This is a genomic window from Luteolibacter luteus, from assembly GCF_012913485.1.
Classification (GTDB): domain Bacteria; phylum Verrucomicrobiota; class Verrucomicrobiia; order Verrucomicrobiales; family Akkermansiaceae; genus Haloferula; species Haloferula lutea.
Window position 1 is genome coordinate 4,888,331 of sequence record NZ_CP051774.1, and the last position, 18,023, is coordinate 4,906,353.

The following is an 18,023-nucleotide window of genomic DNA, read 5'->3' on the forward strand; positions in this document are numbered from 1 at the left end:
CATTCTGCATCGAGGTAACATGGGTGACAATTGGGAGACTCAATGGTCCAAGCCGATCGCAGTGACCCCAGACAAAAGCGGTAAAATTCGATGGTGGTGTAATAGCACCGACTGGAACTTCATCGATCCCGGGACGTGGCGGATTGAAAGTCCGAAAATTGTAGTAGATCAGAAAGGTGTTAGGGCTGAAACGAAGTTTACTGATTCCTCATGGGAAGGATGGACAGCCGAACAATCTCGCTGCGGCGACTGTGATGGCAAGAAGACGACTCATGTCATCGTCAAGCTCACAGCTGGACGTTCATTCACAATTAAGTGTCTGTGCAAATAAGCAGCTGACCAAGGTGCCGCCACCGAGACTTCCGATGGCGGTGCCCCTGCGCTGAAATCCAGCAAAAGGTTGGTGACATGGGACGGAGCGAATGAGGCGCGAACGCATCGAGGCGGAGGTAGAGTTCAAGCCGAAAGGGCTGACGCAGCTCAAAAGCGCTGCGGCTTATACTGACTTCACGGCTCGTTCCACTGAGAATACGATCCGCCTGAAAAAGATCGAATTCCCCCGCGTCGGATCAAGGGCGAGCGCTTCTGCGTTCGTATCAAAAAGGGGTGGCTCGACGTTTGGATGGATCAGCAGCCTGTCATCTGAGCACGAGATCATGTAGCGACAGGCATGGAAAACACCGCGCGGGAAGCGCAGATGCCCAACGATTCCGAAATCCTGAGACGACTGGCGTCAAGAGTGGCCCAGCTCGAGGGATGCATAACCCAAGCTTTGGCCGCGGCTGATCGCTTCCACGAGATCGCGGATCGAATGGAGCGCCGGGCAGGGGGACTTCCACCGCGCTACCTGAACATGCGCGATGCCGCGAATTACTGCGGGCTCTGCCTCCGCACCATTGAGGGCGCGGTCGCCAAGGGTGAGATCACCTCTTTCATGCGCGGCCGGCGTCTCGTTCTCCGCGAAAGCCTCGAATCCTGGGTCGAGGGGAAGGTTGCTGCGATCACGCACGCGCCGCACTGAATTTCGCCTCCGGGCGCCCGCCGGATTGGGATAGCGAGAACGGAGGTTCATTCCAGATTGAAGAGGACTCGGTTATATTCTTGATCGATCCTCACGCGCCCGACACTTCGTAGGAGAGGGGTGCTTTCCGGGCGGCTAAGGCCGAAAAATTTGGTGAAGTCTATATTTGTTGCCTGCGATCGAATGCCGATAGCAATGTGCTTGAGATATTGCTTCGGCACCGATGTGAAATAATGGGGGCGACGAAATTCAACGCTGGGATCCATGAACGAGACAAAGTGGCGATGCTCTTTCTCGAAGCTCCATCCAGGAGCTTTGTGAAGGAATCCGTCTCTGATCAATTGCGCCCTACGATCGGCCTCTTTGCTGATGTGCCCCCCCATTAGTTGATCAGCATAAAAGAACGGACGTTTTTCAACGTAGTTCACTTTCAAAGGCGCAACCTCTTCGGGGAAATCAAATCCGAATGCAACTCCCCGGTGGCAATCTCCGTAGTGCGCCCAGACCGCTGGATCGTGAATTGATTCGGTATAGCAAATGATCCCCCAATCCTCGGTGTAGCACTTCAGTAGCAATTCAGGATCCATGCCCGTTCCCTTCTTCCCTTCGCGCGCAGGAAGCACAACGGGCCAGCAATCGAGAGGATCGTTGAGCTCTTGAATGCGGCCGAGTTTCCACTGTCCAGTTTCAAGGGCTTGAAATGCAAATTCCGTGGAGAGGTATCGCCAGAGGATCATGGGGGAAAGGTGATGTGGAGTCCTTTTTTTCTGCTGCCGACTTCAAGGGTCCAGCGGTGATGCAGGTATCTCAGGCCTTGAAGGGTGCCGGTATCTGATGTTCGCGGGCAATTTTTTCAGCGAGTTCTTTGGTTGAAGGGGCAAGTTTGATGCCTGCCAGTGCGGGATTGCCATCTTCCAGTCTTACCCAGCGGAAGGTTTGTATAAACCGACGTTCCTTCTCATCAGTGAAGACCAGCCAAACATTAACGCTCTCCGGAAAAGCTCCTTCGTTGGTCCGCGGCATCCAACGGAAATAGAATCCATCTCCAACGAGCATCATTTGTGGATGAATTTCTCCCTGTGCCAAATCCCGGTCACTGTAAATTGACACGTCATGTGCCACCCCAGTGGTGAGGACGAACTGGGAGCCCCACCACTCCATGCCGTAGCGGTCCCTCTGAGCCTGCAGCAAGGGCACGTCGGCGTGGAACCTTGGCCATCTGGCCTCATCCGTGGCCTTCTGGGCCTCTTGATGGATTGTCCTTTCAAAATCCAGCGAATCCCTCGTGGCTTTTACCATTTCCTTGTGCTGGTCGACCGCTGCCTGCAACTCGTCGGCCTGCATCCTCAGCGCCTCTCCGCTCTGTCGCAGTTCCTTTCCTTGCTGCAGGAAGCCCAGCACGACCCATAGAAGCGCTAGAGGGCCGGCGGTCCCCGCGACCGCGTCGCCAAAGGTATTCGGCGCCATTTCCCGCCAGTGCGCGGCGTTTGGCCATCCTCGCAACCATACGATTCCCCAGAGATATGTTGCGGTCAGGGCACCACCGAGAATGAACAGAGCATGATTTCTGAAGAAGTTGAGAGTTGTCTTCACTGTCCCCAAACTACGCCGAGTCCTTCTCATCGCGGAACTACAATTGGCGTCCTCCTTCACACCACTAACGGAATTGGTCCGGTCCGGATGGTTTTCGAATGGCTCATTGGAGTCGGCATTCAGGTGTAAGCTAAAAGTTCCGAGACTGCTCAAGCGCCCAGGCTTCGGCCGCCCGCTCTGACTCTGGGGAGTCGTGAGGGTATTTGAGGAAATGCCCGATTTCGTGAAGCAAGAGGTGGGCGACGAATGTCGCCGGCTCAGTGAGCTTGATTCCGATCGTCCAGCACCACCCGCCGGTGAGTGTCCTGCAGGTATCCTCGATGTAGGCGTCGCGGAGATCGTCGGAGAATTCCTCCCGAAGCCAAATCACCGGCTCCGGCCCGCCCACTAGCACCTTGGCCGCCCGGAGAGGCTCGTTGTCCGGGAATCCCGCCGCGGTGCCGGCGGCAGCCACGTCCGGAACGATGCTCAGGCACTCCGGGCGAAACCCGTAGTGCGCGAGAATGGCATCGAGGAGGGGGCGATGTGCGGGGGTATGGATCATGGGAAAGACAAATGGCCGATAATTGCGCGAGGATTGATTCTGACAGGTTGTTCCCTCAATCCGCTGTCTCCACCTTGCCCGGGGCGTGCGAGCGCGAATTTGGGCTGCTAGAGTGCCGTGGTTGTCTGCTCTGAGGATGCGACTCCCTGCCAGAGGGCGCCAATTGCTTGCTCGGAAGGAAGTCCAACAGGCTCCGGCGGTTCGCGGTCGGCGTTTCGTTCTGCCATGGGCTGGCATTTCGATAGGATCCGTGGCGCGGAGGGAGGAGGTTGCCCGAAACCTTTTCGTCGTCGAAGATCAGCGACTTGGGTGGAACCGGAATTCCAAGTCGGCAGGTTTCTTTCACGCCGGCTTTCGTCCACTGCCAGAATTGAACCTTGTCTGCCTGGAGGACCTCGAACGGCGAGGCGTCGAGATACCACGCCGGAATGACAGGAGGGAACGAGGCGGGGAAGTAGAGGGTCGACAGGAGCGATTCCGGGTCGCCAAGCCTCTCGGTGGATTGTAGCAGGCCGGCAGTCACGTCGGCGGCTTGGGCGGCGAGCCAGTCCTCCGCGCTCTGCTTCGCCGACTTCATTGCCTTGTCGCCGTGAATGAGGCGGAGCCACTGGAACGCCTCTTCGCTGAGCCCGGCGGCATCTTCATCCTGGGGCGGCGCCTTCCGCCATTGCTTGGCCCTTTCGGGGAATCGCTCCATTTCGAGCTCTTCCCAGCCGATGCAGGCCGACCAGAAGGCCCAGCATTCGAGCAGGAGCCAAGGAAGGAATTCCTTCTCGTGGACATTGCCATTCAGCCGGAATCCCGGGCTGCCGAGCGCTTTGGCGTAGCTCAGGGCTTCGACAGGAATCCCGAGAACCGCGGCTGCGCTGGCCATGGTGGGGAACATTCTGGAGCGCTCTGAGAGCGGAGGGCAGGGGATGCTTTTCATGGTGTGTGTGTCGGGGCCCTATGGACATTAGTGCCTAGCGAAATCCTGCGGGCTTGCGTGCCTCGGAAGGGGGGGCTCCGGGAAGGACCCGCCCGTTTCGGGGCTGATATTAAGGGTGCCCTGACCTTTCGAGGCAGGGATGAGGTGGTGGTGATTCGAAATCATGAAACCTCACGGGGTGAGGGGCGGGCAGGCGTCAGAAACCACGCTTCCTCAGCTCGTTTGCGAGGGCGGCATCGAACTCCTTTTCGAAGCGGCGAGGCGCTATCCGATCCTGAATCCTGTCGATCTTGGCGTGGAAGAATTCCTGGGTTGCCTGGTAGGTGAAGAGCCGGGTCACCCGCTGGTTGCCCGAAGGGTATCGGCCTTCACCTTTCTTGAAGATGCCCTTCTTCAGGCTTCCAATCTGTTTGATTCGAAAGGTTCCATCGAGCTGCTTCCCTTTGAAGAAGACCTGAGAGACCTGCCGCTTGCTCTTGCCCTTGCCGCGAAAGAATACTTGAACCGTGGTGTTTTCGGTGGCTTCCAAACCCAGGCCCTTCCGGTCACTGACGGTCACCTCGACCTGACCGCTCAGGCGTACAGCTTTGTGAATTACGACGATCTGCTTTAGGGCGCTCTTCGCTCTTAGTTTCATCTCCTCGGCCAGATCAGATTGGGTCCTGCTTCTGACTGCTTCTCCTGTCTTGTTGAGGGCTTGCTGGGTAACGCGGGGAATGACTGTCCTTTGAAGCTCGGTCAGGCCGCGGGTAACATCGGCGATGTAGGATTTAACGGATATCATGACGACTGTGGTTGGTGATTCTATGGGGGAGCGGAGGTAGAGTTTCGGGGCCTGACAGCGCGAGCTTTGCCGAGAGCAACGTCGCATGCGTCTGCAGCAGACCTGTCGCCGCATTCAACGACGTGGAGAACCGATCGACTGGAGGCTTGCGGGTAAGAGCCTGGACCGATCACGATAAAGCACCGGCCGCATTCTCGAAGGAACGCGCTCTGCTCTTCGGTGAGGACAAGTCGGTGCACGTTCATTTCAGCTCAAAGATGGTGGAGCATTCAAGCAGCCGACCACGAAGGGGTGCGCCTACATCGGCCGGCATGTTGGCGAGGAACTGGTCGGGGCGTGAATTCGCCGTCCAGATCGTCACAAGGTTTTCTGCGTGCCTGTGGTCGAGCAGGCCGAAAAGAGCTGCAGCCACAGCAGGCGTGTGGGTGCACTTCCCGAGGTCATCAAGCAGCAACCAGCCCGTTCGTCTGGCGAGTCTCAAGAGGTCCTTGGCTTCCTTCGCTTCATCACCTTTGCCGAATTGATTCCTCACAGCATCGGCGTAGTCCACGGCAGACACCGCGGAAACGAGCCACTCGCGCCCACGATCATATCCCTTTCGATCCATCCAGATGCGATAGGCGCCGCTCTGATCAAAGGTGAGGATGGCGTCGACAATCCTTTCGTAAGCGACCCGGGTTTTGCACTTCCCTGTGGGGCCAATGAGGCCAAGCCATGGCTTTTCGTCGGTCGGGTTCCACTTCTCAACATTCCCCCAAAGCTTCGCATTGAAACGTGGATCCTGGCGATCGGTCTGCGCCATCCGTGAAGGTAGAAACCCGGAAAGGAACCTTTCTGCGTGCTCCTTGTGGTCGGCTCGGGCCTTCCTTTCCCGCTCAATTCGGTCGGCCTCAATACATGCGGGACAGTGCCATGGTCGGTCAACGGGGTTCCAAGAGTCCTGTTTCTCGGGCTCCTCCCAAGTAAAGGTTGCCCCACAGTCGCAGGTGTCTTCTTTCGTGGTCATTCTTCGATTGGGATAAAGGTTCCTGTGCGATCCCCGATCTGGTCCTCGGAAGATTGCTCCGCTGTCTTTGCTGCCTGAAGGTTCAGGGGCCGATCGGCTCGGCTAAGCCAGTTCGTGATGAATCGACGGGTAAGGCTTCTGCCTGGATGTCTGGCAATCCACACCGACGCGCGCTCTATCTCCCCATCGATGTCGAGTCCTTCGAATGAAGGATCCTTTCGAAGCGAATCGATCCAATCGGCGTCTGAGAGCTTGCTTGTACTCTTTCTCTTTTTAGGGGGTACCTTAGAGGGAGTTCCTTTGTGTCCCGTTTGGGGGGACGGGTGTCGTCCCGTTTGGGGGGACGGGTTCTCTTCGACCCGTCCCGATTCGGGGGACACCTCCCGTCCCGTTTGAGGGAACAGGTCGGCAGAAACCTGTCCCGTTTGGGGGGACGGGTTGATTTCGCTACCCGTCCCATTTGGGGATACGGGTTCAATGAGCGTTGTCTGACCCGGACGAGACTCCCGGCGGATGAGTCCAGCCGTCTCCAGCTCCTTCAGGACAGAGAAGACGGTCTCACGCTTTAGCCGGCAGATGCTGGCAATGGTCGATGCGTTGGAGTAAGTCCGACCGCGGCGCCAGAGGTGCACGAGGACACGCATCTGCTGAGCAGTGAGAGGGAGATCATCCAGCCAAGCGGGAATGAATGGCGGCTTCTCCTTCACCCGGCCCTCCCGCGTTGCAGTTCGTCGAGTAGACGAAGAACCCGCTTTGCTTCGTGTGGAGCTCGCCTATCTAAAGGCCGGACTAGGTTCTCCCGGTCCCAAGAAGGGGTTTCCTTTCGTAGCCTCTGCTGTCGTCGTGCGCGATGGTATCTCACGGCCGGCGACGTGGTTCGCGGTTGAGGGAATCGAGGATGCTCAGCACGCGGCCAACGCTTCCTGAACCCCGAGGTGGAGGAGGTCCTTCGATTACTTCGTAATCCGGATCCTGATCCTCAGCGTATTTGTCGGACTGTCCCTCTTTCTTTCTCCAGAATGAGGAGGTGGGATTGTTTCGGCGATGCTTCTTCATGGTCGCTGCAATGTTGGATTGCAGGCCGCCGCGGGCAGGGTAGAGTGCTGGCGAGCGAGGAAACTCACCGGGTCGATCCGCCTCACGGGTCGGCCCGGGTTTTTAACCTACGTTGGCGGTCTCAGGTTGACCGGATACACACCCAGTAATTCGGTTGACCTCGGCGGCGGAGATCATAGCGGCGCCAAAGCCTGTGATCGGAGTAATCGCTCCCTTGGCAACCTGACGATAGACCCATGAGCGATGCTTTCCTAGCATTGCTGCCACTTCTTCGAAGGAGTATGCCCTGCGTTCGATCTGTTGTTTGATGGTTTTTGCCATGACCACCCTGACGCAGCACTTCACGACAAGGCGGAAGAGATCAGAGCAGAGCGCGGATCTTGGCGACTGGATGCGAGACCGTCACGCTTCTTGCTCTCGGCAAATCAACAGGCGGTCAAAGCTGGGACTCGCTGGTAATCAATGCTGATTGATGGCGCCCGCAGACAAAAATAGAACTGACGCCGGTGCCGGGAACATTCCCAGTAGGAGCAGCTCTTTGTATTCCACTGACGCGGCTGGAACCCATGTGGCTCTAGGGCCGCAAAGCTGGCCGGCTCTTTCTATGAGTCGAAAAAACCAATGTTTGCCGAGGTATAGGCGATCACGTCGACAGCACTTTCTAAATACGTGTCGCAGCTCTAGTCCTTATGGCCGTAGGAAAGTCGGCCCTCTCAGCTCTTTTTTTGTGCGACTTCAACTTGGCCGTTCCAAATGGCGCCGGTCCGCGAGCTTATGTAATTTCAAGCACGACTTTGCTGGTTTCCATGACAATCCTCTCTCCCTTGGCATTGATCCAAGAGGCTTGAAGGGCTCCGCTGGGGCGACGGGTAAGGCTTGGCATGGCAGCTCTTTACTATGTTCTGTCGCGGCTCTAACGCGGATGAAATCTAGGGTTGCTCGCCGTTGGTGAGATTTTCCTGTATAGAGCCGGATGCTTTGGTCAAGGCTGCAACCAGTCTTCGACTTACATAGCGTCGGGGAGCTCAAATCGCCACCTTGAGTATTTGAGCCTCACTATGCTTCTCGATCACGTGTCCGTAAGTTTTGGCTGCGAGGGCACCCCCGTCCTTGTGCCCAAGCCAACTGGCTATCGTCGGAATATCCACGCCCGCTTCGATGCACCGCGTGGCAAAGATGTGTCGGAGATCGTGGATGCGCAGATGCGAGAGCCCCAGGCGGTCGCACGCGCCCTCCAGCGCAAGGCGAGGGGACTTCATCGGCATCACAGGGTCCCCGCCACCATGCTGCTTTACCTGCTTCAGCTCGGCGAGGACGTCGCGGGCGGTGGAGGTGAGGGGCACGCGGCGGAATTCGTCGTTCTTCGCGGTGCGGATGACAATGGCGCTGTCGGTGATGTCTCCCCACTTCAAGGCCTGCGCTTCCGAGATGCGGAGGCCGGTGGAGGCAAGTAGACGCACTGCGGCTGCTGCCGCTTTCGAGTGAGCTTTCCGCTGGCCGATGATCTCGGCAACAATCCGACCGAAGTCGTCGATGGTCGGAAGGTCGCGCTTGCTCTCGATGGGCTGGAGCCGGTCGAGTTCGTCGGCGAGGTTGAGCGTTACCATGTGGGCTTCGATGGCCCGATCATAGGTGCGGCGCAGCAGAGCCAAGGAGCCGTTGTAGCGCGTCCGGGAAACCAGCTTGGCATGCGCATCCATCCACGATCGGAGATCGGCGAGCGTGGCCTTGCTGATAGATTTCGCCGCGGGCTTGCCGTCGAGGGTATCGCTGGTAGCGATCAGGCTTGCGCCTACCTGCTGGTAATAGTGCCGAGTGGTTTCCTTGATGCCGGGATCTTCGCGGAGCGCTTCATCCGTGATGGCTTCCGCCAACGTGCCCGCTTTCTTCGCATTGGTCGTGCCCCGAAGCTCATTAAGTGCCGCGGTAAGGCGGCCCTTCGCCGTGTTGAAGTCTTCGGTTTCAAGACAGCGGCGACGGACCTTGCCATCCACCTTGGTCACGGCGTAGTAATTGCCCGCCCGATGACGAAAGAGGTTTTCAACCTTCGATTTAGCGAACTGCGCTTTCTGTTTCATCCCGTCGCGAATTGTTCCTGCGAAGGTATGCACCGGATGGATGCATTTAGCCAGCGTAATCGGCGCAACTCATTGACGGGCCTGTAGCTCAGCGGTTAGAGCAGGGGACTCATAATCCCTTGGTCGTGGGTTCGAACCCCACCGGGCCTATCTCCACAGCTTCACCGGTTTGAGTGTCGCCTGGAGAAAGAAAAAGGGGGCGCAAACTTGTTGCGCCCCCGGGGTTCAAGTTATTCGGAGCTTTGGTGGCCTTAGCGCCGGCGTCTGGCGCGGAACGAGAGGCCCGCGGACAGAATCATGGCGACAGAAAGAGAAGAGCTGGTCTCCGGAATCGGCGAGATATTGGGAGCAAGATCGCCGATCCAAACGCTATTACGGGGATCTGGTTCAGATAGCCCTTGAATGTGGGCTGCGGCTAGGAAGTCGTCGTCTGTCACCGCTTCGAAAAGCGATGCAGTCAAATCGATTCCCTTGAAGTCGACGATGACCGGGTCGTTCTTGATGATCCGGTCGGCCTTTTTCGTAGGCATGGCCAACTCAAAATCAAATCCCTTGAGGGGCTGTCCGCCGCCAAGGCTGTCCTCATCATGATCGATGGTGATGAAGCCCGCTGGATTGATGACCGTCCAAGAGACTGAATTTGTGAAGCTAGGATCCAGATTGAAGTAAAACCTGGTAATGAACTCTTCGACATCCACTGACTTCACCAGATTTGAGGTATCGAGTGACAGCCGGACAACATTTACACCGGCGACAGGCGCCATGTCAGTGAAGGTCGCGGTAATCCATGGGGCAGAGCCTCCCGGGGTGAGGGAGGGATCCTTCGTCCAATCCAACTGTAGTGTGGTGACCGCCGCCTCAGCGGGGCTTGCGATCATCAGGAATGCGGCAGCAATGCCGACGGGTGTGCAGCTCGCCAACGCGAGCCGTGGGAATACGGGGGATTTCATACGTGCAGGGGGTGCCGCTGTCCTATGATAAGTGTCGGTGTGTGTCAACCCATAGGTTAGATTGTGGTATTTGGTTCGCGGGGTTCAATCATGGTGGAACCGTTGGAACTATTTCTGGATGCGAAAGTATCATCCAAATTTCAGTCACTTACGGCGATTGTCGGGTGAAGGATAGGGTGTCCAGAAGGGTCAGCAGATTCCTTCTCAATGCCGGGATGTGTATGAATTTTTTCTTATCCTACTTGGGGAGACGCTCGAAAGACGCCGTTATAGGAAAGAAGGGTAGACTTCCGAATATCCCAATGCCGAGGATCCGGGGCCTCTTGGCGTTTATTGGTTAGAGGATCCGGCCCGTGCGTACGGAGGGGTGCCGGGATGGCATTGACTCAACGGTGTGAATCCCGCAGCATCTTGCCGTTCTCATGATCTTCCAGAACGGCACTGCTCTCCTTTCCCCGGCCTACCTCGCGTACGCCGGACAGGAGCATGTCGTGTGGAACCGCACCGGTCATGTTTGCCCGGTCTTTGCAAACTACCGCAAAGACAGAGCGGCGCGGCGGGATGAGACCGTGATGGGATAAGTAGATCCCTCAAAGTTTTCGCCCCGTCCGCCGCTACCGGTGGATGGGGCTTTTTTTGCGCTTTCATGAGCACGAAGCCCGAACACACGACCCTCTTGCAGGACCTCAAGGCCTTGCCGGGACAGTATTGGATCCTTTTCAGCGGGACCTTGGTAAACCGCTTCGGGCACTTCGTGATCCCGTTCCTGGCGATCTATCTCCGGCAGCAAGGCTTCGATGCGAAGATCACGAGCCTCACAATGGGCTCTTACGGAGCAGGAGCCCTGCTCGCCGGGGTCATTGGAGGCTATCTAGCGGATCGCTTGGGTAGGAAGAACACCATGCTGATTTCCTGTGGTGGAGCTGCGAGCTTCATGATGCTGCTATCGCAGGCCCATACCGTCCCCTCGCTGGTGATCACGACCTTCATGACAGGGCTTTTGACTGCGATGTATGGGCCGGCAGCGAGCGCCTTGATTGCGGATCTCATTCCTCCGGCACTGCGGGTGCGGGCATTCTCATGCCAGCGGCTGGCGATCAACTTCGGCTTCGCGGCGGGCATGGCCACGGCGGGCTTCATGGCGACTCGTTCCTTCTTTGCGCTCTTTGTGGCGGATGCGGCGACGACCTTGATTCTTGGTCTCACCGTGCTGTTCGGGATCAGGCCGAGAATCGTGGCCGCACGGCAGAATAGCGGCTGGGGACATGCCCTACGGCACATGCGGGGAAACAGGCCTTTCCAGCTAGCGGTCGTGGCGTCCCTGCTGATCGGCATCGTGTTCTGGCAGATGAGCAGCAGTTACGGACTTCAGGCGACGGAAGGAGCGGGTCTCGATGAAAGGGCTTATGGCCTCCTCATGGCGCTAAACGGGATATTGATCGTGTTCCTTGAGCTGCCGTTGACGAGCTACACGAAGCGGCTTTCACCGGTCCTGATGATGGCGCTTGGCTATGCCATCATCGGCCTCGGCATGGGCATGAATGCCCTAGGAGCATCCCTACCCGTGCTGGCATCGAGCATGATCGTGCTGACCGCGGGAGAGATGATCGCTTTTCCCGTGAACAATGGCTACATGGCCGCGCTTGCTCCGGATGAAATGCGCGGCAGATACCAAGGCGTGATTTCGATCTCCTGGAGCGTCGCGACGATGATCGGACCCTCCGCCGGTATCTCACTCTATCAGGCGAATCCCACCCTGTTGTGGATCGCGACCTTGGTGTTGTCGTTGATCGCAGCGGGTCTGATGTTGGCTACCAAGCCGGGCCTCGAAGAGGGGAAACCGTGAACTCAGCTCTGCCTCCGCGGCGGGCGGGTCCGTCCGGAAAGGATGGCGAAGGATTCCTGCTCGTGGCGCTTGCGAAGCCGGGCATTCATGATCGCCTGAAGCGTGATGCCGAAAATGTAGAGGAAGACTGCGAGTGCCAGCAGGGCTCCGCCGACTGTCATCCATTCCTTCATGAAGGATGGAATTTTTAATTGGGAGCCGAAGACGAGACAGACCAAAACCACCGACCCGGCGAAGACCCACAAGGCGCGGTTGAAACAGGTGCGCAGGTCTTTACGGAGAGCGCTGATCTCAGCAGCGAGGTCGTGGGGATTCTCGACGTCGTTGTTCATCTTGTGGATAGCTTATAAAGAAATCCAGAGGTTCTCTGCAAGTAGGATGTCGTTATCTGGTTGGAGCTTGCCCAAGCTTCGCTTTCCGCCGTTCTCCCCAGCTTGGATCGGCGGAGGGCGGGTCCGGGCTGGGGCGTGGAAGCGGAGCTTCTCTTCTCGCGACAGCGACGGACGGCTGGCTGGAGTTGATGGTCCTCTGGCATCGCACCCGGCTAGTTTCCTACCTTCAAGGGGGCTGCTGCGGCGAGTTCTTCCGGCACGTCTGCTGGTGAGGTGTCGAACTCGAGACCGCGTAGCCAATCCTTGGTCCGGTCGAGCTGCACGGCCGCACCGTCGATCTCATGGGAAAAGGCTCCCGCGTCACGGCTCGCAAGGTGATCCGCGCGGAAGAGCTTCACCAGTTCGGCGATGCGTTCTTGTTCGGAAGCAGTGAGCGCACGGCTTTCCTCCGCACCTTGACGCTTCTCGAGACGAGACTTGAGAGACTCCAGTCGTGATTGAATCGATTCCGCCAAGCCCGGCTTGCTGCCGGGAGCGATCGCCGCGAGGTCCTTCTCCATTGCCGCGATCTTCTGCTGCAATTCCGCGGGATCTTCTGTCTCGACGAAGCGGTCGAGCATTTCACCGGTGTGAAGCAGGCGCAGGTAGGTCCAGGCGAGATTTGAAAGCCGGTCACTGCGCTGGCGGATGATCTCGGCGTTGAGCCGCGGATCGCGCTTGAACTCTTGCTGGAGCGCGCCGATTTCAGCGGCCATGCGGTCGTAGCGCTCCTTGGTCGAGTTACGGAGCGCATCGTAGATCTGCCGGCGCTGATAAAGGAAATCACGGAGCTTGGCTCCTTCGTCGCCTTGCTTCCGTTTCGCCAACCAGTTGTTGAAAATCGGGGAATCAGGCAGATAGATCCAGCCGAGGGCGTAGGCCGCAGCGCCGGCAATCATGCCGATCGCGCTTACCGTGGCCAGTCCCACGCCAAGCGTCAGTAGGCCGAGCCACGCGTGATGCGGGCTTTTTGCAAAGGCCTTCAGTTTTTCGACGCCGGTCATGGATGCTGAGAGCGAAGAGCGTGGGACCCAGAGTAGGAGAGTGAGAAGCCCGCACAACGCTTCTTTCTCTCTCCCCGGAATCCGGCTTTCTTACTCCACGGTGAACCACTGAACCTCCACGCGCCGGTTGAGATCAGGATTCTTGCCTGCAGGTTCTTCCCAGCCACGGCCGACGACTTCGAGGCGGTCCGGGGTGATGTCGGGATACTTCTCGACCAAGCGTTTCTTCACTTCCTCCGCGCGCTGGGTGGAGAGCTCCATGGCTTTCAAAGACATCTTGCGGAGAAAGGCTTCGCCTTGCTTGCGGAAGCTCTCCTTTTGCATGTCGTCCACGTGGCCCCGCAGCAGGATCATCGAGCCGGGTGAGACTCCGAGGAGGTGATTCACGTTCGAGAGGAAATCGTGGTTCTCCTTCTTGTTCATATCCAGTTCCGCGCTGTTCGGCAGGAAGTAGAAGCGGATGTCGCGGGTAAGCAGCGGGTCCTGCTCGATGGGGGCCTGCTCGCTGGTCTTGATCGGCTTGATGGAGGCAACTTGGGAAGAGAGCGTCCCTTCCTTCTCCAAAGCTTCGAGCGCCTTGGTATCGGCGAAGAAAGAGGCCGCCACCGGTGAGGGCTGGAGCTCGGAACCGTAGGCGAGGTTCGCCGTCTGGAAGACGGACGCGAAGGATCCGGCTGCATCGATCGCGCCGCGGAAAAATGCCAGGTTCTCAGGTAGATTGGAAAGGTGGACCTTCGCCAATTCCTGACGGGTGCTCTCTACGGTCCACTCGTATTGCTTGAAGGCGGTGGCGATCGTCTGCAGGTGGGGCTCGGGATTCGCACGCACGCGATCGTTGAAAAGCAGCATGCCTTCCACGATCTTTTGCACGATCTCCGGCTTGGCTTGGGCGAAGCCCTTGTTGAACACGAGGATATCCGCGATCACCAGCAGGTTTCGATTGTCCACAAGTTGGCGGGCATCACCGCCGGACTGCTCCACGATCTCCGTGGTTTTAGGGGCCCACGTCACGCAGCCATCGAGTTGATGGCCGCCTGCCTTGAGATCGGCAAGGAAGGCATCTCCGGCATCAAAAGCGTCTTCGAGGAAGACGAGGTTCACGGCCTCGGGATCCCGAGGGAGTTCGGGACCATCGAGACGCTTTACCGGCAGCCCGGCTTCTTGGGCTAGATAGCGGATAAAGAATTCGGCCTCGCTAAAGGGGGCCGTGGCGATGGTTTTCCCCTTCAGGTCGTTCACCCGCTTGATGTCCTTCCGCACGATGATGCCGTCGGCACCGCGGGACCATGAGACTTGGGCGGGCACCACGCACTGCCATTGGCGGCCGTAGTTTGAGAGCACGTCCACGGTGGTGGCGGTAGCGGCGAACTTGCCGTCCTGAAGATCCGCCCAAGAGTCTTCCTCGCTGAGGGTGATCTTCAGCTTGAAGCCCGCATTCTTGGCGAACCAAGAGTTGTCATTCGGTTCGAGACCGCCATTGGCCACGATGAGGCCGGCATAGCCCGCGTACTCGGAGAGGTTGACGGTGATGATCTCATTTTGGGGCGTATAAGGGCGGGGAGAGGGGAGTTGCGGAGCTTTCCCCGGCGCGATGAAATCGAAGGAGGAAACCGGGGATTCCGCCTGATCTGCGGAAGCGTCCGAGGCCCGGGTTGCTTCGCTCGCATGGCTGCCCGACCCGTGGTCGCGCTGGTCTTTCTTCCCGAGCATCCTCGTCACCGCAAATCCTGCGAGGAGCAGGACGATGACAGTGAATACGATTTTTCCGAGCTTGGTCATGATGTCGGGGAGCATGGACCGGAATGGTGACCGGGTGCCATGGGAAAATGAACCCGAGTGTGGAAGGGGCAGCGGCGGTCACCGGTCATTGGAAAGGAACTCAATTTGTCATTTGTGGGAAAACGGAGGCGTGCTTTGTTAGGCGCTGCCTCTGTGGGCAGACAGCTCCCCCATGAACCCCTCTGATTCAAAGGTAAGCCCGAAACGGGTCGATTGGCCCAAAGTCGATGCCCTGCCTGACATCAGCTACCGGCAACTGGAGGTCTTCAGCATGGTTTGCCGGGAGCGATCTTACGCGAATGCCGCCGTGGAACTCCATAGTACCCGCGCCAACATCAAAAGGGTCTGCAAGGAATTCGAAGATGCCGTTGGAAGACCTCTGTTCGAAGAGGCTCAGGGCCGGTCCCTCGTGCTGACGCCTTTCGCCGCGGATCTTTTAGCCTACGTCAGTCCGCTTTCCCGGGTATTGAGAAAGCTGGGAGACGGAGTGCGCGGGCTGCACGAAGCCGGGCGGATCCTGAAATTTGCGGCAGCCGGGGAGTTCTTTCGTGGAGGGCTTTTCGCGGATTTCCTGGCGACCTTGCAGATTGCCGATCTTTTCCGTTCGTGTTTTCTCCGGATCGAGGTGAAGCGTTTCCGGCCGGCACTGTTGAATGCGGAGTGCGACGTGTATTTTGGGATTGGGCTTGATGGAGCGGATCGGTTGGATGCCGTAGATCTGGGACCCGTGCCATGGGTGATCCTCGGGGGGGAAGCAGCTCCCGGGGGACCGTCGGACTTGCAAGGGTGCGAATGGTGGATCGCGGAGGCAGGGGAATCCGGCGCGGCAAATGGCTTGCTCGAAGACTTTCGCAAAGCGGGCGCACAAGGCGGGTCTGTGCTGCCGGAAGCCCAATCGCTCCAGTGGTTGGCGAATCCCGCCCTGATTCCCGCGGATGTTTTGTTTTTTGCTCCCGATATCGCGGTCGGACTCAAGGGGCGCCAGGCGGGAAATTGGCCCACCTATCGGTTGACCGCCTGCCTCCGGCGAAATCATCCCTATGCAGAGTTGAAGCCTCGTCTCATGGCGGCGGCCAACGGAAACGACCATGGACATTGATCTCAACAGCCTCTTGGTCTTCCGTCATCTCGCGGAAACCGGGAGTTTCACCGAGACCGGCAAACACTGGGGAATGTCCCAGCCTTCGGTAAGCCTCACCATCTCGAAGTTGGAGTCTGCGATCGGGTTGGTGCTTTTCGAGCGATCGCCTACCGGAGCAAAATTGACCTCGGCGGGATCCGCTTTCCTGAGCCATGCAAATGGCGTTTGTTCGGCCTATCTCGAATTTATCGATGGGATCCGGCGCTTGGACCGGCGCATGGATCATCAGGTTCTGGTTGCCGTGGATGCCTCCTATTTCGGCCGGATCCTCAGGGAAAAGATTGAAGATGGCTTTTTGCCCGAGTGGCCTGGATCAAAGCTCCGCTTCTGCGAGAGTGACGGGCGATGGGGCGAGTCCTTGGAAGCGGCGCGTTGCGATGTGGTCTTGGCCGGACGCTTTCTTCGTGCCGGCTTGTCGGCGGGAATCCAAGAAGCGGTCGTCCGAAGGGAGCGGGGAATTACTGTCGCATGGAATCCGAGTTTCTATCCCTTTGATTCGGAGAATTTCAGTTTTCCGGAGGTGCTTCGTGGCACGGTGCTTGTCCCGGATAGGCGGGTTGTTACCGGTTTTAGCCCCTTCTTGTTGCGGTGGTGCGAGGAGGCTTATGGGATCCAGCCCGCGAATTTGATCAGCTTTCCTACTGAAACCGAGGCGGCCGCGGCCTGCCGCGCAGGCTTGGGAGTGTTGCTTGCTCCCGGTGATGTGATGTCGCGTTTGGGGGACGGTTCGGAGGAGTTGGTCCACGTCAGGACTTTTGAGTTCCTCCTGCCGGAAGCCTTCACGGTCGCGGTTTATTGCCGGAGTGATGAGGAGTCGAAGGAGGTGCTGGAAGTCGCCGCGACCATGACGAAGCTCGGCCGGAAGCTCTTCCTGAAAGATTTATAGCCCCATAAGAAAATGGGTCCGGTGCACTCTGTGTTCGGTGCGACTCCGATGATATTCGAGTATCGTGATCGATCTTCGGAGAATGCAGGCGTCAGCGAACGGGTTTTCGGATGAGCGCTTCGATCTTCTCAGCGACCTGAAGTTCCTGATGGTCGCGTATCTTTCGGAAGCTTTGAAGGAACCGAACGTTGCGGTTCTTTCTCCGACGATGGCCGGGATGCTGGCGGTTTATCTCGACGACGAGAAGGATGGGATCGCGGTTCTTCGGGACTTGGGAGTCGAGGCTGGGCTGGCGATTGCACTGCCGCCCCGCATCAACTTGCGTCAGGGCTTCTCCGCGCTGGGGAAGGAGGCGGGTATCGACGACTTCAATCCATTCTCTTCCGAAGCGGCGTTGCTGACTGGTGCCCTGATCATGAATTCACTGAGCCAGGCCGTAATCGCGGCATGGCTGTGCGAAAAGGATTTCGAAACCGGACAGACGGCCTTGCTGCGAATGCTTGCGAACGATTCGCGCTTCGAGGGGATGCTGAGTGGCGCGATGTCTTTCCTCGGCTCTTCGGCCGAAGAACGGGCCTTGGAATTGCAGGCATTGATCTGTGGACCCTTCGTGAAGATGGGGAGCGGCGAGCGGCTTTGGAGCTTCAGCTTGCTGCAAACGGCGATCGTCCGTCTCGCCTGTGGCGGTCAAGGGCGTGAGGCCGGCGGCTTCTTCCCGGATGGGATGAGCGGCAGGGCTCGGACATGAATGAGAAGCCCCGCCGGAAACTCCGCGGCAGGGCTTCGGGGACGGACGCACTCTGGTCGGGATAGGTCAGTCTTGCGTGCCGACCTTCTCCGCGGATGTGGCGGTTCCACGGGCTCCCCATGGGTTTTGATTGGCAGTCGCCGCGGCGCGCTCCTTGTGTTTGGAAACCAACACAAGCACTCCCAAGGCGATGCAAGCAGTGAGGATACTCCGGAATGACATGGCTCGGAGAGGTCGGTATCCATAGATAGCGCAGATCCGCGAAATCTCCACTTTGTTTCGGAACGG

The 18,023-nt window shown here is 58.2% G+C and carries 20 protein-coding genes and 1 tRNA gene; 7 read left to right on the forward strand and 14 right to left on the reverse strand.

The window, feature by feature from the left end:
- Positions 1–670 precede the first annotated feature (670 nt).
- Entirely contained in the window at positions 671–1,021 is a 351-nt protein-coding gene (locus HHL09_RS20105) for a helix-turn-helix domain-containing protein (RefSeq protein WP_169456419.1), read from the forward strand.
- A 47-nt stretch (positions 1,022–1,068) separates the two neighbouring features.
- Here the strand turns inward: HHL09_RS20105 and HHL09_RS20110 are convergent, their stop codons facing one another.
- The 9 genes from HHL09_RS20110 to HHL09_RS20150 all read right to left on the reverse strand — a co-directional run bounded on the left by HHL09_RS20110 (position 1,069) and on the right by HHL09_RS20150 (position 9,010).
- Entirely contained in the window at positions 1,069–1,758 is a 690-nt protein-coding gene (locus HHL09_RS20110; protein WP_169456420.1) for a DUF2971 domain-containing protein, read from the reverse strand.
- A 70-nt stretch (positions 1,759–1,828) separates the two neighbouring features.
- Positions 1,829–2,614 (reverse strand): hypothetical protein, encoded by a 786-nt coding sequence (locus tag HHL09_RS20115; RefSeq protein ID WP_169456421.1) that lies wholly within the window; start codon positions 2,612–2,614, stop codon positions 1,829–1,831.
- Between the two features lie 130 nt (positions 2,615–2,744).
- Entirely contained in the window at positions 2,745–3,158 is a 414-nt protein-coding gene (locus HHL09_RS20120) for a hypothetical protein (protein ID WP_169456422.1), read from the reverse strand.
- A 55-nt stretch (positions 3,159–3,213) separates the two neighbouring features.
- Positions 3,214–4,032, reverse strand: a complete 819-nt coding sequence (locus HHL09_RS20125; RefSeq protein ID WP_169456423.1) for a hypothetical protein — start codon at positions 4,030–4,032, stop codon at positions 3,214–3,216.
- A 250-nt stretch (positions 4,033–4,282) separates the two neighbouring features.
- A complete protein-coding gene (locus HHL09_RS20130; protein ID WP_169456424.1) occupies positions 4,283–4,957 on the reverse strand; it encodes a phage tail protein in 675 nt (224 codons plus the stop codon).
- A gap of 154 nt (positions 4,958–5,111) precedes the next feature.
- Positions 5,112–5,876, reverse strand: coding sequence for a hypothetical protein (locus HHL09_RS20135; protein ID WP_169456425.1), 765 nt, complete (start codon positions 5,874–5,876; stop codon positions 5,112–5,114).
- Positions 5,873–6,583, reverse strand: coding sequence for a MarR family transcriptional regulator (locus tag HHL09_RS26860; protein WP_425491532.1), 711 nt, complete (start codon positions 6,581–6,583; stop codon positions 5,873–5,875). Before HHL09_RS26860 ends, HHL09_RS20135 begins: the two co-directional genes overlap by 4 nt.
- A gap of 451 nt (positions 6,584–7,034) precedes the next feature.
- Positions 7,035–7,253, reverse strand: coding sequence for a helix-turn-helix domain-containing protein (locus tag HHL09_RS20145; RefSeq protein WP_169456427.1), 219 nt, complete (start codon positions 7,251–7,253; stop codon positions 7,035–7,037).
- 704 nt (positions 7,254–7,957) lie between these two features.
- A complete protein-coding gene (locus tag HHL09_RS20150; protein WP_169456428.1) occupies positions 7,958–9,010 on the reverse strand; it encodes a tyrosine-type recombinase/integrase in 1,053 nt (350 codons plus the stop codon).
- A gap of 77 nt (positions 9,011–9,087) precedes the next feature.
- Here HHL09_RS20150 and HHL09_RS20155 point away from each other — a divergent pair.
- Positions 9,088–9,160: transfer RNA gene (locus tag HHL09_RS20155), tRNA-Ile, on the forward strand.
- A 101-nt stretch (positions 9,161–9,261) separates the two neighbouring features.
- Here the strand turns inward: HHL09_RS20155 and HHL09_RS20160 are convergent.
- The gene (locus HHL09_RS20160) at positions 9,262–9,960 is read right to left on the reverse strand and encodes a hypothetical protein (RefSeq protein ID WP_169456429.1); all 699 of its coding nucleotides are present in this window, start codon (positions 9,958–9,960) and stop codon (positions 9,262–9,264) included.
- A gap of 422 nt (positions 9,961–10,382) precedes the next feature.
- On the opposite strand from HHL09_RS20160, the gene HHL09_RS20165 reads away from it, so the two are divergent.
- Together HHL09_RS20165 and HHL09_RS20170 are read left to right on the forward strand one after the other, a co-directional pair.
- Positions 10,383–10,541: a hypothetical protein gene (locus tag HHL09_RS20165; protein WP_169456430.1), complete on the forward strand. Its 159-nt coding sequence runs from the start codon at positions 10,383–10,385 to the stop codon at positions 10,539–10,541.
- A 65-nt stretch (positions 10,542–10,606) separates the two neighbouring features.
- A complete protein-coding gene (locus tag HHL09_RS20170) occupies positions 10,607–11,806 on the forward strand; it encodes an MDR family MFS transporter (RefSeq protein ID WP_169456431.1) in 1,200 nt (399 codons plus the stop codon).
- A 2-nt stretch (positions 11,807–11,808) separates the two neighbouring features.
- On the opposite strand, the gene HHL09_RS20175 is transcribed toward HHL09_RS20170, so the two are convergent.
- The 3 genes from HHL09_RS20175 to HHL09_RS20185 form a co-directional block, all read right to left on the reverse strand.
- Positions 11,809–12,138: a hypothetical protein gene (locus tag HHL09_RS20175; protein WP_169456432.1), complete on the reverse strand. Its 330-nt coding sequence runs from the start codon at positions 12,136–12,138 to the stop codon at positions 11,809–11,811.
- 212 nt (positions 12,139–12,350) lie between these two features.
- The gene (locus tag HHL09_RS20180) at positions 12,351–13,181 is read right to left on the reverse strand and encodes a hypothetical protein (protein WP_169456433.1); all 831 of its coding nucleotides are present in this window, start codon (positions 13,179–13,181) and stop codon (positions 12,351–12,353) included.
- Between the two features lie 90 nt (positions 13,182–13,271).
- A complete protein-coding gene (locus HHL09_RS20185; RefSeq protein WP_169456434.1) occupies positions 13,272–14,975 on the reverse strand; it encodes a phosphate ABC transporter substrate-binding/OmpA family protein in 1,704 nt (567 codons plus the stop codon).
- Positions 14,976–15,132: 157 nt separating this feature from the next.
- Here HHL09_RS20185 and HHL09_RS20190 point away from each other — a divergent pair, with 157 nt between their 5' ends.
- The 3 genes from HHL09_RS20190 (at position 15,133) to HHL09_RS20200 (ending at position 17,735) form a co-directional block, all read left to right on the forward strand.
- Positions 15,133–16,059 carry a LysR family transcriptional regulator gene (locus HHL09_RS20190; RefSeq protein ID WP_169456435.1) on the forward strand — a complete coding sequence of 309 codons (927 nt, stop codon included), beginning with the start codon at positions 15,133–15,135 and terminating at the stop codon, positions 16,057–16,059.
- Positions 16,049–16,987 carry a LysR family transcriptional regulator gene (locus HHL09_RS20195; protein ID WP_169456436.1) on the forward strand — a complete coding sequence of 313 codons (939 nt, stop codon included), beginning with the start codon at positions 16,049–16,051 and terminating at the stop codon, positions 16,985–16,987. Before HHL09_RS20190 ends, HHL09_RS20195 begins: the two co-directional genes overlap by 11 nt.
- An 82-nt stretch (positions 16,988–17,069) precedes the next feature.
- Complete coding sequence (locus HHL09_RS20200) at positions 17,070–17,735, forward strand: hypothetical protein (protein ID WP_169456437.1); 666 nt, start codon at positions 17,070–17,072, stop codon at positions 17,733–17,735.
- A gap of 66 nt (positions 17,736–17,801) precedes the next feature.
- Here HHL09_RS20200 and HHL09_RS20205 read toward each other — a convergent pair whose 3' ends face one another.
- Entirely contained in the window at positions 17,802–17,957 is a 156-nt protein-coding gene (locus HHL09_RS20205; protein ID WP_169456438.1) for a hypothetical protein, read from the reverse strand.
- Positions 17,958–18,023: the final 66 nt, after the last annotated feature.

Excerpts from the sequence above, each read along its gene's own strand:
- HHL09_RS20105 (WP_169456419.1), top strand. The coding sequence starts at position 671 with ATGGAAAACACCGCGCGGGAAGCGCAGATGCCCAACGATTCCGAAATC.
- HHL09_RS20110 (WP_169456420.1), bottom strand. The coding sequence starts at position 1,758 with ATGATCCTCTGGCGATACCTCTCCACGGAATTTGCATTTCAAGCCCTT.
- HHL09_RS20120 (WP_169456422.1), bottom strand. The coding sequence starts at position 3,158 with ATGATCCATACCCCCGCACATCGCCCCCTCCTCGATGCCATTCTCGCG.
- HHL09_RS20125 (WP_169456423.1), bottom strand. The coding sequence starts at position 4,032 with ATGGCCAGCGCAGCCGCGGTTCTCGGGATTCCTGTCGAAGCCCTGAGC.
- HHL09_RS20130 (WP_169456424.1), bottom strand. The coding sequence starts at position 4,957 with ATGCGACGTTGCTCTCGGCAAAGCTCGCGCTGTCAGGCCCCGAAACTC.
- HHL09_RS20135 (WP_169456425.1), bottom strand. The coding sequence starts at position 5,876 with ATGACCACGAAAGAAGACACCTGCGACTGTGGGGCAACCTTTACTTGG.
- HHL09_RS20145 (WP_169456427.1), bottom strand. The coding sequence starts at position 7,253 with ATGGCAAAAACCATCAAACAACAGATCGAACGCAGGGCATACTCCTTC.
- HHL09_RS20150 (WP_169456428.1), bottom strand. The coding sequence starts at position 9,010 with ATGAAACAGAAAGCGCAGTTCGCTAAATCGAAGGTTGAAAACCTCTTT.
- HHL09_RS20160 (WP_169456429.1), bottom strand. The coding sequence starts at position 9,960 with ATGAAATCCCCCGTATTCCCACGGCTCGCGTTGGCGAGCTGCACACCC.
- HHL09_RS20165 (WP_169456430.1), top strand. The coding sequence starts at position 10,383 with ATGATCTTCCAGAACGGCACTGCTCTCCTTTCCCCGGCCTACCTCGCG.
- HHL09_RS20170 (WP_169456431.1), top strand. The coding sequence starts at position 10,607 with ATGAGCACGAAGCCCGAACACACGACCCTCTTGCAGGACCTCAAGGCC.
- HHL09_RS20175 (WP_169456432.1), bottom strand. The coding sequence starts at position 12,138 with ATGAACAACGACGTCGAGAATCCCCACGACCTCGCTGCTGAGATCAGC.
- HHL09_RS20180 (WP_169456433.1), bottom strand. The coding sequence starts at position 13,181 with ATGACCGGCGTCGAAAAACTGAAGGCCTTTGCAAAAAGCCCGCATCAC.
- HHL09_RS20185 (WP_169456434.1), bottom strand. The coding sequence starts at position 14,975 with ATGCTCCCCGACATCATGACCAAGCTCGGAAAAATCGTATTCACTGTC.
- HHL09_RS20190 (WP_169456435.1), top strand. The coding sequence starts at position 15,133 with ATGAACCCCTCTGATTCAAAGGTAAGCCCGAAACGGGTCGATTGGCCC.
- HHL09_RS20195 (WP_169456436.1), top strand. The coding sequence starts at position 16,049 with ATGGACATTGATCTCAACAGCCTCTTGGTCTTCCGTCATCTCGCGGAA.
- HHL09_RS20200 (WP_169456437.1), top strand. The coding sequence starts at position 17,070 with ATGCAGGCGTCAGCGAACGGGTTTTCGGATGAGCGCTTCGATCTTCTC.
- HHL09_RS20205 (WP_169456438.1), bottom strand. The coding sequence starts at position 17,957 with ATGTCATTCCGGAGTATCCTCACTGCTTGCATCGCCTTGGGAGTGCTT.